Source organism: Paenibacillus sp. HWE-109 (genome assembly GCF_022163125.1).
Classification (GTDB): Bacteria; Bacillota; Bacilli; order Paenibacillales; family NBRC-103111; genus Paenibacillus_E.
The window spans coordinates 4,098,279-4,110,722 of sequence record NZ_CP091881.1; the positions used below are offsets into that span (position 1 = coordinate 4,098,279).

The following is a 12,444-nucleotide window of genomic DNA, read 5'->3' on the forward strand; positions in this document are numbered from 1 at the left end:
TTAAAGACCAAAACTGGTTCTTTTTTAGAATGCCCTTAGTGGAATAGCGTTATGTACTGTTCAAGAAGCCGTTTTGACTCTGGATCTGGACTTCAAAGCAATTTGAATCCATACGCGCAGGCCACCCTTTACTTTCGCCGCGCGCACCAACAGGCGAATTCCAGCTAACACAGCAGACCAGACGCGAATGCGTCCTGCGAAGCGAAATTCAGTTGAAAACTGCTTTTGATTATATTGTGGAATGACATCAATTCGCGGTTTCGCCACTAACTTCACATAGCGAATCCCTAAGCCCAGCAACGACGATTTGATCCCCCAAATCGCCCCAGTTGTGATGGCTGTTTCTGGTGCGTCTCCAACTCCAACACGTGTGATCCATTTGAGTTCCGTACACTCCACTTTGGCTAGTGTCATCTTCACCCATTCATACAGGTTCAAGGTATGCAACAGAACCACTTTCGCTTCCTTGTAAAAAGCAATAACTTTATCTTTCGTAATATGATCCTTTTTCGCATCTTTTAATTCGAGCTTTTTGTCATTCACAACTTCCGACTTAATCATGATTCCCTGCGTAAAGCCTTTGAATTGAATAATTGGAATCACATATCGATAGCGTACAAGCCCAAATAAAGCTCGCATCTCGACGGACAGCGTATCATTATCCTTTACCCTTGAGAAATAAAATTCCCCTCGTATAAAACTGACTAGGACAGCGATAATCGCCACAGTGACCACAAGCAGTGCAAGCCCTATCCACAACAAGGTGATATGCCTCCTCAGCAAAAAAACTCCAATGCAAGAAGAAGTCTTCTCGCCAGTGGAGTTAGTATGAGCTAAAAAAGGAAATGAAATGCATTTCCGCGTGACCTTATTCGTGCTCGTCGTACTCGTCGTGTCCGTCGTGTCCGTCATTCACATCTTCAAGGGTTAATTGTTTCTGATCGCCACCCAAGCGGTCAAACAGCATGCGGGTCTCTTCTTCCAAATCAAAATTCCCTTGAAAACTCGTTGAATCCGGCAATTCCAGAATGGAGCCAAGCCCAAAATATTCAAGAAATTGTTTCGAAGTCCCATAGAGGATCGGTCTGCCTACCGCATCAGCTCGTCCAACTTCTGTAATTAGATCTTTGCCGGTCAAGGTTGCCAATGCGCGATCACATTTGACCCCGCGGATTTCCTCGATCTCGACGCGTGTAATCGGTTGCTTATAGGCAACAATCGAAAGGGTTTCAAGCGCTGCCTGGGAGAGGGATGAGCGTGATGGTGTGTAAGCCAACCGTTCAAAATACGGGGCATGCTCTGCCAAGGTCGTCAATTGATACGCCCCAGCTACCTCCACGATTTGAATGCCGCGTCCCTTCCGTTTGAATTCGGTTCTCATATCTTTAAGCAGATCGCGAATCAAATAAAGGTCTAATTCCATGACTTCTGCCAACTGTTTCGCATCCAAGCCTTCGTCACCAGAAGCAAAGAGCAGTCCTTCAATAATTGATTTCATCTGTGGGAAATTGAGTGTCAATGTCAGAAACCTCCTCTTTCACTTGGATAACGATATCCTCGAACAGCTTGTGCTGATGGCAAACGACTTTCTTCATTTTCATTAATTCTAGAATCGCTAAGAACGTAACAACAATTTCTTCCCGGGTCATGTCGTAATCAAATAATTTGGAAAATAGTAATTTGCCGCCTCGTACCTTGAGCAAATCGATGACTTCACGTATCCGGTCTTTCACGGATATCTCATCCCGGCGAATGCGTGCGACCACATTCCGATTGGCTAATTTGCGCAAAGTCCGCTGAAAAGCGAACAGCAGATCCGCTACATCCAATCCTTCAACAGGATTCTCTTGACTATGCGGCAGGAAAGAAGTTAAATCCTCAGGTTCACGCGTGTAAACCAAGCTGCGCTCCACCTCTTTATCCCTCAGCATGTCAGCAATCGACTTATACTTCCGGTATTCAATCAGCTTGGCAACCAATTCAGCTCGCGGATCAAGTTCGTCTTCCATATCATCAAAATATTCATCAAATTCAATTACAGGCGGCTTAGGCAGCAGCATCTTACTCTTAATGGAGAGCAGCGTCGCAGCCATAACTAGAAATTCGCTTGTAATTTCTAGTTCCAATTCTTGCATCGCTTGCACGTAGCCTAAGTATTGATCTGTAATCTCTTTGATCGGAATATTATAAATGTCGAGTTCATTTTTATCGATCAAGTGCAGCAATAGATCAAGGGGGCCTTCAAAAGCTTCTAACTTATAGGTGACTTTCATCTCTGTTCCCCCTTGTCATAGTGAAAATACTTGCATTACAAACTGCGCGGCAAAAGGATATACATGCCCAAGCAGCCATTGGCCCATCGGTGTAACCAGTAGAACGATAACGAGAATAAGTGCATAACGTTGATTTCTTGAGAACCAGCCTTGCCTATTGGCGGGAAATAAACCTTTTAAAATATACCAGCCATCTAACGGATATAGGGGCAGCAAATGAATCAAACAAATCATGATATTGACAATGACGCCATACTGCAAATAGACTCGCCATTGTTCCACGGTTATCGACTCCGCCGTTCCACCCGCGAAGGCAGGTAGAAAGAAATTGAGCCACCAGAAGAACAAAGCGAGCAGCAAATTGGTAAAAGGACCCGCTGCATAGACCAAGGCGTTGGATAGCTTTGGCTTTCTTGGGAAACGAGCAGCGTCAATGGGTATTTTCTTCGACCAACCGTAAGGTCCGAATACGATCATCGCCAATCCCAAGGCATCCAAATGTGCCAAGGGATTGAGTGATAACCGTTTGCTGTCCCGAGCTGTTCGATCTCCGAGCAGCCAAGCTGCACCTGCGTGCGCAGCATCATGCAGCGTCATCGCAATCAGAAAGGCGACCAGTCGGGGCAGCAGTGTTTCCAAATGATAATAAGAAAGCATTAGGAAGTGAATTGCTTCGTCAAATTAGCCATTTCAATCGCAGTTACAGCCGCTTCCCAGCCTTTATTTCCAGCCTTCGTTCCCGCGCGCTCAACAGCTTGCTCGATGGAGTCCGTTGTCAGTACGCCAAAGATCGTTGGAACGCCCGTTTTCAAGTTAATAGCGGAAACACCTTTCGCTACTTCGCTGCACACATAATCAAAGTGAGGCGTTGACCCCCGAATGACAGCGCCGAGGGTTATGACCGCGTCGTATTTGCCGCTCTCAGCCATTTTTTGCGCGATAAGGGGGAGTTCGAACGCTCCTGGTACCCAGGCGATATCAATCTCATCTTCCAGTACACCATGACGCTTCAGAGCGTCCTGTGCGCCGCCAAGCAATTTGGATGTGATGAACTCATTGAAACGACCTACAACAATCCCATATTTCAAGTTTTGCGAAATTAAATGTCCTTCAAAAATGTTAGCCATGATTATAGTCTCCCTCTCTTATCGAAACGTGTAATATGAAACCATGCAATCTCTATGCTTAAATGCCGCTGCCCGAGTCATGAAAACTCAGCATGTGGCCAAGCTTTGCTTTCTTTGTTTGCAAATAACTCAAATTATCTGCTTTGCTGTCCATTTGGATGGCCACTCGCTCCACGACTTCTAAGCCATAGCCTTCCAGACCTTTGATCTTGCGTGGATTGTTCGTCAATAAACGAAGCTGCGTGATGCCCAAATCCTTCAGAATTTGCGCCCCAATCCCATAATCACGAAGATCTGGAGCAAATCCAAGTTTAATATTCGCCTCTACCGTATCTAATCCCTGCTCTTGCAGAGCATATGCCTTCAATTTATTGATTAAACCGATTCCGCGACCTTCCTGTCGCATATATAATAATACACCATTGCCCTCTTCATCAATCTGTTTTAGTGCTGCATCCAATTGCGGACCGCAATCACAGCGATGAGAATGGAATACATCTCCCGTTAAGCACTCGGAATGTACACGAACCAAGGTTGGTTTGGAAGGATCGATCGTTCCCTTGACCAATGCCACATGCTCTTTGTTGTCCAATTGGTTGGTATAAGCAATGGCCTTAAACGTGCCGAAATCCGTTGGCAGCTTAATTTCAACTTCGCGTTCAACCAATTTTTCCTGTTTATTGCGATAATGGATTAAATCCTGAATTGTAATAATACGCAACTCATGTTTGGCGGCAATGTCCATCAAATCAGGCACACGAGCCATCGTGCCGTCTTCTTTGATGACTTCACAGATGACAGCGGCAGGATAAGAATCGCACATAATCGCTAGATCAACAGCAGCTTCTGTATGACCTGCCCGACGAAGTACACCGCCTTTTTTGGCAATCAAAGGAAAAATATGACCTGGCCTGCGGAAATCCTGCGGTTTCGTCTTAGGATCAATCAAACCCATGATTGTTCTCGAACGCTCATGAGCGGATATGCCTGTGCTCGTATCGCTATGGTCAACAGAAACCGTAAACGCTGTGCCGTGGTAATCGGTATTCCTGGCTACCATCGGAGGCAGATCCAGTTCTTGTGCCCGTTCTTCTGTAATCGGTACGCACACGAGTCCGCGTCCTTCTTTAATCATGAAATTAATCACTTCCGGTGTTGTTTTATCCGCAAGCGCAATAAAATCACCTTCATTCTCACGATCCTCATCATCGACAACAATGATGACCTTGCCCAGCTTGAGATCCTCCAGAGCTTCTTCAATACGGTTGAAGTTGATTTCTGTCATATTCACCTCTCCTATCCTAATCTCTTTGCTGTTGCAGCTTACATAAAACCATTATCAGCCAGAAAGCTGGCAGTTAGCTTGCTTGGCTTATGACTATTTCCATCTGCTGCGTCAGAAGGACCGAATTTGAGCAGACGCTCCATATATTTGCCAAGTACGTCACATTCCATGTTGACCGTATCCCCGGCTTTTTTGTCATGCAGGACCGTTTGCGCAAGTGTATGCGGAATGATGGATACCGCAACTTCACGTTCATTCACATCGACCACCGTGAGGCTTATACCGTCAATTGTGATGGAACCGCCAGTAATGATATAGCGAAAAATGTGTTTATTGTCCGGTTCGAACCGATAAACAACCGCATTTTCTTCGGGAATGCGTGAAACAATCGTTGCTGTGGCGTCCACGTGTCCTTGCACGATGTGACCGCCAAATCGTCCGTTGGCAGCCATCGCTCGCTCCAGATTCACGCGCGTGCCGCTCTGCAGCTTGCGTAGATTCGTCTTGCGATACGTTTCTGGCATAACGTCGACTGAGAAGGAGTCACTGTCAAAGGAAATGACCGTCAGACAAACCCCGTTAACCGAAATGCTGTCGCCCAGGTGAACATCTTCCAGCACTTTCTTGGCGCCAATCGTTAAAACCATCGCTTGCCCTTGACTATGAATGCGGCGCATGTGGCCGATTTCTTCAATTATGCCGGTAAACATGACAGCCCTCCATTCGTTAGCTCGGATATATCGGATAGCCGCTGATGCTGATATCCGGACCGAACTGCTCGACCTTCACCCGGTCGAGCGTAATTGCTTGTTCCATCTTCGCGAAGCCCTCGAAGTGGATGTTCATCGGTGCTGCATGGCCTCCGCCGATCAGTTTCGGCGCGAACATCAGCACCAGATTGTCGATCAGGCGCTGCTCAAGCATGGCGCCGTTCAATTGACCTCCACCCTCTAGGAGGATGGAGCCAATCTCCCGCTCGCCGAGCTGGCGCATGGCGAGCAGGAGGTCCACCCGCGGGCCATCCCCGCAGGTGAGGACCGTGACGCCGCGCGCTTCCAGCGCGGCACGCCGCTCCGCGGGCGCCTGTGCGCTCGCGAGCAGGATCGTCGGCTGACGATCCTGCTCTGTGAGCACGCGGGCGCCCAGCGGGACTCGCAGCTGCGAGTCCGCGACGATCCGCACCGGCTGCACAGCCGGTACGTCCCCGCGCGCGCTCAGCAGCGGGTCATCGGCGATGACGGTGTCAACGCCGATCATAATCCCCTGATGCTGATGGCGCAGGGTATGAACATAAGCGCGCGACGCGGGCGATGTGATCCACTTGCTGTCGCCTGTCTTCGAAGCAATGCGACCGTCGAGTGTGCTCGCCGTCTTCATCGTCACATACGGCATCCGTGTGACGATAAACTTATTGAAAGCCTCATTCATTCCTGAGGCTTCCTCAGCGAGCAAACCGACACTGACCTCGATGCCTTGGGCTTGCAGCTTGGCGATCCCTGTGCCGGCAACCAGCGGGTTAGGGTCCGTCGTTGCAACCACAACCCGGCTTACGCCCGCTTCGATGAGACGATCGCTGCAGGGCGGCGTCTTGCCATAATGGCTGCAGGGCTCAAGCGTGACATACGCCGTGCTTCCCCTTGCGTCCTCGCCTGCCATTTGCAAGGCAAGAACTTCGGCGTGTCCGTGGCCGCGCTGCAAGTGCGCTCCCATTCCCACAATACGTCCCTCTTTCACCAGGACGCAGCCGACAACCGGATTGATGCCTGTTTGACCCAGGGCGCTTGCCGCCATTTGCAAAGCAAGTTTCATGTAAGCTTCGTCATTCAGTACTTGCACATTGTTCACCGCCCTTACCCTCAAGCCTAATTATGAATGCAAAAAGACCCCTCCGTATATCGGGAAGGGGCCAGAGATTGTCGAGATAACACGAAGAAGCTTCTGCTAATACGTACTTGCTGCATTTTTGATCAAACCAAACAAGAACGACTGATCTGTATAAATAGACAGACTTGCCGAATTTTTGTTTACGTGAAAAAATGTACAAGTACGCACAGCGAATGTTAGATTCGCGTTTTCCTTCTCCCATCCAGACTATACTGTCGGTTCCGGAGTTGCACCGGATCAGCCGTAGCGAAGCTGTATGTCAGGTACCGCTAGCTTCAAAACGGGTCACGGACTTATCGATAGCTCGAACAGATGTTCATGCCTCGAATCACCGCCGGTGTGGAATTTCACCACGCCCCGAAGGTTTTGCATACATATGAAAGTAACTAACAACTAAGAATTAGCTAAAAATTACTTTGGTAATGAAAAATTTATCACTCACACCTGGAAAAAGCAAGGGCTTTTTTTATCTAACATTCTTCTAACAATCAAGGGCTGCTTCCTTTTCGGCCAGTTCAACGCGATTGCGGCCCAGACTTTTCGCCTGATAGAGCGCTTTATCGGCAAGCCCAAACAGCTTATCCGTCACAGAGGTTGTTTCTGGAAAAGAAGCTACGCCGATCGAGACGGTGATATGCTTGCCGCCAGGTCCCGCTGTCTCTTCCAGCGATTTCCTGAGCATTTCAGCTCTTGTCAGAGCGGATTGCAAAGTTGTACCTGGCAGCAAGACAACGAATTCTTCTCCCCCATATCGAAAGCAAACGCCGCTTTTACCTAATGATTTCTGCAAGCTTTCCGCAAGGAATTGCAGCATATAATCTCCGAATTCATGCCCATAGCTGTCATTCACATGCTTGAAATTATCAATATCCAGCACAAGAATGCTGAACCGTTTTTCCTGTGAAAAAAGATTAGTCATGAACAGTTCCATCGTGCGGCGGTTATATAACCCTGTCAAGGGGTCTGTTTGGGCATCATGGGACAAATCGTCGAATTCAGTTCGCAAATGGCTGACAGCCAAACTAAATGCCTTATGCAGCTTATTAGCTTCATACATCCAGGAGTGAATACGCGGAGGCTCTTCATGTTCAAGGTTATTGGTTGACAGCTTTGCCGCGTAATTAGCCAGTCTCACAAGAGGCTCTGACATTTTCCGAATTAAGGTGTAGATGACAAGCATAAAAGCGAGTAGAATCGGGATAACGACGACCAATACCTGCATAACGAGTTGACGCGTTGCTTTCAATACAATATTTGTAGGGGTTTGCGCAACAATCCCCCAGCGGGATTCCTTCATATAGGTAAAGCTGGCCAGCATATCGACACCCTTCGTATTCGTAAGCCTTTGGACACCGCTTTTCCCTTCCAATAGCTGGGCAACTGCTGGATTTTCTACCACTTTTTCACCTATGCGAGACGGTTCTGGATGATAAATCAGATTGCCTTCCGAACTTACCACGAAGAAATACGATCCGTCTTCCCCCCTCATTTTATCCCCTAATATCGTGTTGAACATATTGGTTTCATGCAAGTGTATCGTGCCACCAAGCGCGCCTATAAATTCGCCATATTCATTAAATAAAGGCTGTATGATCGATACCGATAAGTAATTGGTTGTTGTGAAATACGGCTCCGAGATGATCGGACGCTGTTGTATGAACAGTTTGTCGATGTCAGGTCCGATCTTCTTGCCGATCAAATCCTTATTATAAGGGGACGTCTGTGTAATGATGCCTGCGCGATTCACCAGTGTGACTGAGTTCAAACTGGAATGATTATGGCGAAAAAGCTCTAGCTGCTCAAACATATCCGGCCTGTTCAGATCCTTCTGCAGGTAGGCCCCCGTTACCTTGAGACCTTGTTTCAATCCAAGAAACAAACCATCTACCGTTTCCGCTACTTTGTCCGCATATATTTTATTCAACTCAAACGTCATTCGGATTAACGATTTTTTCTCATTATGATAACTAATCGCAATACTTACGCTTAATGTTGTAATCACAGATATAAATACAAAGGCATTGACCAGATGCCTAAGTTTAAAATCTCCTCGACGTACCATATCTCCCCTCCTACTAACAATTTCACGTTCCTCTATATTTTCTATAAGAAATGTTAGTAAAATTACGTTAAAATTATCGAGGAGAATGTTAATTTTCATCACACTTCTGTCATAATATGGGTAAACTGACTCCGTTACATACAAAAAAAACCTCGATCTCCGGAAACCGGAGGTCGAGGTTCTTCCTAAACAAATAGGCAGCAATTATACTTCTACTACTTCTACTTTTTCCATAAGATCTTTGCCTTTGAAAGCATCGACCAATTCCATTCCTTTGGAGACTTTACCGAAAACAGTATGTCCTCCATCCAGATGTGGTTGTGGTTGGTAGGCAATGTAGAATTGGCTTCCACCTGTATTTCTGCCTGCATGAGCCATCGCCAGGGAACCGCGCTCATGTTTGTTCGGATTGATTTCACAGTTGATTTGGTAACCAGGTCCACCTGTTCCCGTTCCTGTTGGGCAACCACCTTGTGCTACGAATCCTGGAATTACGCGATGAAAAACAAGTCCGTTGTAGAAACCGGAGTTTGCTAATTTTTCAAAGTTGGCAACTGTGTTTGGAGCGTCATTTTCGAAAAGATCGATAACGACTTCGCCGCCGCCTGCTAGTTTAATTTTTGCTTGTTTGGCCATTTGTGGTCCACTCCTTTAGACAATAATATCTTATTCTACTATGAAACCTTTTATTTCACAAATTTACTAACTTGTTTCATTCTCGCTGGAATGATGTCGTTGCTGATGATGTTGTCGAAGGACTCTCGTTTAACTACGATATCACTTTGCCCTTCTTTGACGAAAACGACACCCGGACGACGAATCCGGTTGTAGTTGCTCGCCATTGCATAGTTATAGGCCCCTGTACATGAAACAGCCAAAACATCGCCTGCCTTCACTTTCGGAAGGTTCAGATCCCATATTAGCATATCGCCGCTTTCACAGCATTTGCCTGCAATGGATACAACTTCTTCCGCTTGTTCATTGGCACGGTTGGCTAACATCGCTTCATACTCAGACTCATACAGCGCCGGGCGCGGGTTATCCGTCATACCGCCATCTACCGCCACGTACTTGCGTACTCCTGGAATATCCTTGGTCGTACCGACCGTGTACAATGTAGTCCCTGCATCACCCACAATGCTGCGACCAGGCTCAACCCAAATTTCTGGCAATGGGTACTCATTGCTGCCGAAATTTTGTTTAATCGCATCGGTGATCGCTTCTACGTAAACAGCAACTGGAAGCGGCGTATGACCATCCACATAACGAATGCCAAAACCGCCGCCAAGATTGATAACTTTGAACGTGACGCCTGTTTCTTGACGAACGTGAACAGCGAAAGCAGCCATTTTCTCAGCTGCCATGCGGAAACCTTCGACTTCGAAAATTTGCGAACCAATATGGGAATGAATGCCTAAGAGATCCAAATTGCTCAAGGATGCAGCTTCTTTGATCGCTTCGAACGCTGAGCCATTGCCTAAATCAAAACCAAATTTGGAATCGGTTTGGCCTGTCGAAATATATTCATGCGTATGAGCTTCCACCCCTGGCGTAATTCGCAGCAGAACTTTTACCTTCTGGCGTTTATCGCCGGCGATTGCATTCAGCAATTGAAGTTCAATAAAATTATCTACTACGAAACAACCGATCTTCGCATCAATCGCCATTTCGATTTCATCCATTGTTTTGTTGTTGCCATGGAAGTGAATCCGTTCAGCAGGAAATCCTGCTTGCAGAGCTGTGTACAACTCACCGTCGGAAACTACATCCAACGACATGCCTTCTTCTTCCACGATACGGCACATCGCCATAACACAGAACGCTTTGCTGGCATACGCCACTTGGAATTTCAAACCGGATGCTTGAAAAGCTTCAACGAATTCCCGGCAACGCTGACGTATCAGCGCTTCATCAAACACATATAAAGGTGTCCCATAGTCAGCAACTAATCGGGTTGCATCGACACCGCCGATTTCGAGGTGGCCTTGATCATTTATTTTACTTGTACCGTGCAAATACATAGCTTGAAATCCCTCTCTCCCGGAACCATTTCTTGCCATTATCCGCGTTAGCGGCAATGCGCATTACTACTTAAAGTACCATAGGGAAAGCTCTTTTGACAATACACTCTTCGACATAAAAAGAAAAAGGGCACAACGGCCTTGGCCCCTTTTCTTGGACTACTTCTTAGGCTGACGAGTACCGTCGATCGGCTTCGTAATGCTTAATCGCGTTTTCCCGGCCAAGACTGGACGGCGAACAAGAATGGAGAAAAAGCTCTTGGCATTAAACGGCAGGAATGGCCACATGTAAGGCGCATCATACGATTTGCGGGTTGCGAGCAGGATCAACCACAGTGTAGATCCTACTACAAAACCCGGCACATGGAAGATCGCTACAACGATGAGGAGCGCTAACCTGACGATGCGGTTAGCAAGCCCTAATTCATAACTAGGTGTTGCAAACATTCCTATCGACGCAAGCGCCAAATAGAGAATAACCTCATTGATGAACAAGCCGGTCTTGACTGCGATATCACCAACCAAGATAGCCGCCACCAAGCCCATTGCAGTCGCAAGCGGCGTCGGGGTATGTACGGCAGCCATCCGCATCAAATCGATTCCGATATCGGCAAGTAGAAACTGGACCAATAGCGGTAAAGTCCCTTCTTTCTGCGGGCCGAGGAATTCAAGTCCCGCTGGTTTGAGCGATGGATCCATCACCATCATAAACCAGAGCGGCAGCAAAAAAATCGAAGCCATTATGCCTACAAAACGGACCCATCTTAGATAGGTTCCAATAAATGGCGTTTGCCGGTATTCCTCCGCATGCTGCACATGATGAAAGAACGTTGTCGGCAATATCATGACACTTGGTGAAGTGTCTACAAATACGCAAACATGCCCTTCCAGCAAATGCGCAGCGACAACGTCTGGACGCTCCGAATAACGCACCATTGGATAAGGATTCCATCCTTTGTTCACGATGGCTTCTTCCAACTGTTTCTCTGCAAGCGGCAGCCCATCGATCTCGACAGCTTTAATTTTATCCTTGACGGCTTGAACCAAGTCCGCATTAGCGATGTCATTGATGTAGCCAATACAAACATCCGTCTTCGTCCGCTTCCCGATTTGCATGATTTCAAGCTTGAATCTTTCGTCCCGGATTCTTCGTCTTACCAACGTAACATTGATGAGCAATGTTTCTACGAAGCCATCGCGAGCACCGCGGACCACACGTTCCAAATCAGGTTCTGCAATCGAGCGAACGGGAAAGTTTTTGGCATCTACCGTAATCGCAGCACTCTCGCCTTCTATGAAGAAGGCCGTCCCTCCCATTAAGACCTGCCCTACAATCTCGGACATTTTTTTATAGGACTTAACTTGAATATGCGGGATCAGCTTTTCTATAAAAGCTTCGAGCGTATGATGAGATACGGCTTCTTTGTCCGCATAGGTAAGTCTCGTAATAATATCCGTAAGCACCGTATCTTTGGCAAAACCATTGCAATAAAAGATGCCGACCCGTTTGGAACCGAAAACCATTTCACGTAAAATAAGATCAAAGCTCCGATTCAAGCCAACACGCTCTTCTAACACCCTTTGGATTTCCCGTAAGCTGCGAGGAATGTCTTCTTGAATTTTGTATGCCTTCTCCTGAGGCGTCATGTCAGTGACTGGATTATAGGGAGAAAGATTTCCTTCCTCATCAATGGCCAATTTATCCGACTGGGCCTTATTCGATTGATCTCGCTTATCATTCGACGCTTCGTTTTCCGAGCTGCTTCCTTTTTTTACGATGAACTTCATTTGA

Annotated in this window: 12 protein-coding genes and 1 riboswitch; all 12 genes read right to left on the reverse strand. The window is 47.0% G+C overall.

The features are described from left to right. Positions 1-60: 60 nt before the first annotated feature. Positions 61-762: a DUF2953 domain-containing protein gene (locus tag LOZ80_RS17585; protein ID WP_238172558.1), complete on the reverse strand. Its 702-nt coding sequence runs from the start codon at positions 760-762 to the stop codon at positions 61-63. 106 nt (positions 763-868) lie between these two features. Continuing rightward, a complete protein-coding gene (gene scpB / locus LOZ80_RS17590; protein WP_238173020.1) occupies positions 869-1,498 on the reverse strand; it encodes an SMC-Scp complex subunit ScpB in 630 nt (209 codons plus the stop codon). After that, positions 1,482-2,273 carry a segregation and condensation protein A gene (locus tag LOZ80_RS17595; protein WP_238172559.1) on the reverse strand — a complete coding sequence of 264 codons (792 nt, stop codon included), beginning with the start codon at positions 2,271-2,273 and terminating at the stop codon, positions 1,482-1,484. The genes scpB and LOZ80_RS17595 overlap by 17 nt, the downstream gene beginning before the upstream one ends. 15 nt (positions 2,274-2,288) lie before the next feature. Then, the gene (locus LOZ80_RS17600; protein WP_238172560.1) at positions 2,289-2,930 is read right to left on the reverse strand and encodes a site-2 protease family protein; all 642 of its coding nucleotides are present in this window, start codon (positions 2,928-2,930) and stop codon (positions 2,289-2,291) included. After that, entirely contained in the window at positions 2,930-3,400 is a 471-nt protein-coding gene (gene ribH, locus LOZ80_RS17605) for a 6,7-dimethyl-8-ribityllumazine synthase (protein ID WP_238172561.1), read from the reverse strand. The genes LOZ80_RS17600 and ribH overlap by 1 nt, the downstream gene beginning before the upstream one ends. Before the next feature lie 58 nt (positions 3,401-3,458). Next, a complete protein-coding gene (locus LOZ80_RS17610) occupies positions 3,459-4,685 on the reverse strand; it encodes a bifunctional 3,4-dihydroxy-2-butanone-4-phosphate synthase/GTP cyclohydrolase II (protein ID WP_238172562.1) in 1,227 nt (408 codons plus the stop codon). Positions 4,686-4,723: 38 nt separating this feature from the next. Beyond that, positions 4,724-5,395: a riboflavin synthase gene (gene ribE / locus LOZ80_RS17615; protein ID WP_238172563.1), complete on the reverse strand. Its 672-nt coding sequence runs from the start codon at positions 5,393-5,395 to the stop codon at positions 4,724-4,726. Positions 5,396-5,411: 16 nt separating this feature from the next. Beyond that, positions 5,412-6,521: a bifunctional diaminohydroxyphosphoribosylaminopyrimidine deaminase/5-amino-6-(5-phosphoribosylamino)uracil reductase RibD gene (gene ribD, locus LOZ80_RS17620; protein ID WP_238173021.1), complete on the reverse strand. Its 1,110-nt coding sequence runs from the start codon at positions 6,519-6,521 to the stop codon at positions 5,412-5,414. Between the two features lie 234 nt (positions 6,522-6,755). Beyond that, positions 6,756-6,938: riboswitch (FMN riboswitch) on the reverse strand. Between the two features lie 112 nt (positions 6,939-7,050). Beyond that, complete coding sequence (locus LOZ80_RS17625) at positions 7,051-8,631, reverse strand: sensor domain-containing diguanylate cyclase (protein WP_238172564.1); 1,581 nt, start codon at positions 8,629-8,631, stop codon at positions 7,051-7,053. A 204-nt stretch (positions 8,632-8,835) separates the two neighbouring features. Continuing rightward, a complete protein-coding gene (locus LOZ80_RS17630) occupies positions 8,836-9,267 on the reverse strand; it encodes a peptidylprolyl isomerase (RefSeq protein WP_171643430.1) in 432 nt (143 codons plus the stop codon). A 50-nt stretch (positions 9,268-9,317) separates the two neighbouring features. Continuing rightward, positions 9,318-10,652, reverse strand: a complete 1,335-nt coding sequence (gene lysA / locus LOZ80_RS17635) for a diaminopimelate decarboxylase (RefSeq protein WP_238172565.1) — start codon at positions 10,650-10,652, stop codon at positions 9,318-9,320. A 159-nt stretch (positions 10,653-10,811) separates the two neighbouring features. Continuing rightward, positions 10,812-12,440, reverse strand: coding sequence for a spore germination protein (locus tag LOZ80_RS17640; RefSeq protein ID WP_238172566.1), 1,629 nt, complete (start codon positions 12,438-12,440; stop codon positions 10,812-10,814). Positions 12,441-12,444: the final 4 nt, after the last annotated feature.

Coding starts and splice junctions, on each gene's coding strand:
- scpB (WP_238173020.1), bottom strand. CDS start 1,498: ATGAAATCAATTATTGAAGGACTGCTCTTTGCTTCTGGTGACGAAGGC.
- LOZ80_RS17595 (WP_238172559.1), bottom strand. CDS start 2,273: ATGAAAGTCACCTATAAGTTAGAAGCTTTTGAAGGCCCCCTTGATCTA.
- LOZ80_RS17600 (WP_238172560.1), bottom strand. CDS start 2,930: ATGCTTTCTTATTATCATTTGGAAACACTGCTGCCCCGACTGGTCGCC.
- ribH (WP_238172561.1), bottom strand. CDS start 3,400: ATGGCTAACATTTTTGAAGGACATTTAATTTCGCAAAACTTGAAATAT.
- LOZ80_RS17610 (WP_238172562.1), bottom strand. CDS start 4,685: ATGACAGAAATCAACTTCAACCGTATTGAAGAAGCTCTGGAGGATCTC.
- ribE (WP_238172563.1), bottom strand. CDS start 5,395: ATGTTTACCGGCATAATTGAAGAAATCGGCCACATGCGCCGCATTCAT.
- LOZ80_RS17625 (WP_238172564.1), bottom strand. CDS start 8,631: ATGGTACGTCGAGGAGATTTTAAACTTAGGCATCTGGTCAATGCCTTT.
- LOZ80_RS17630 (WP_171643430.1), bottom strand. CDS start 9,267: ATGGCCAAACAAGCAAAAATTAAACTAGCAGGCGGCGGCGAAGTCGTT.
- lysA (WP_238172565.1), bottom strand. CDS start 10,652: ATGTATTTGCACGGTACAAGTAAAATAAATGATCAAGGCCACCTCGAA.
- LOZ80_RS17640 (WP_238172566.1), bottom strand. CDS start 12,440: ATGAAGTTCATCGTAAAAAAAGGAAGCAGCTCGGAAAACGAAGCGTCG.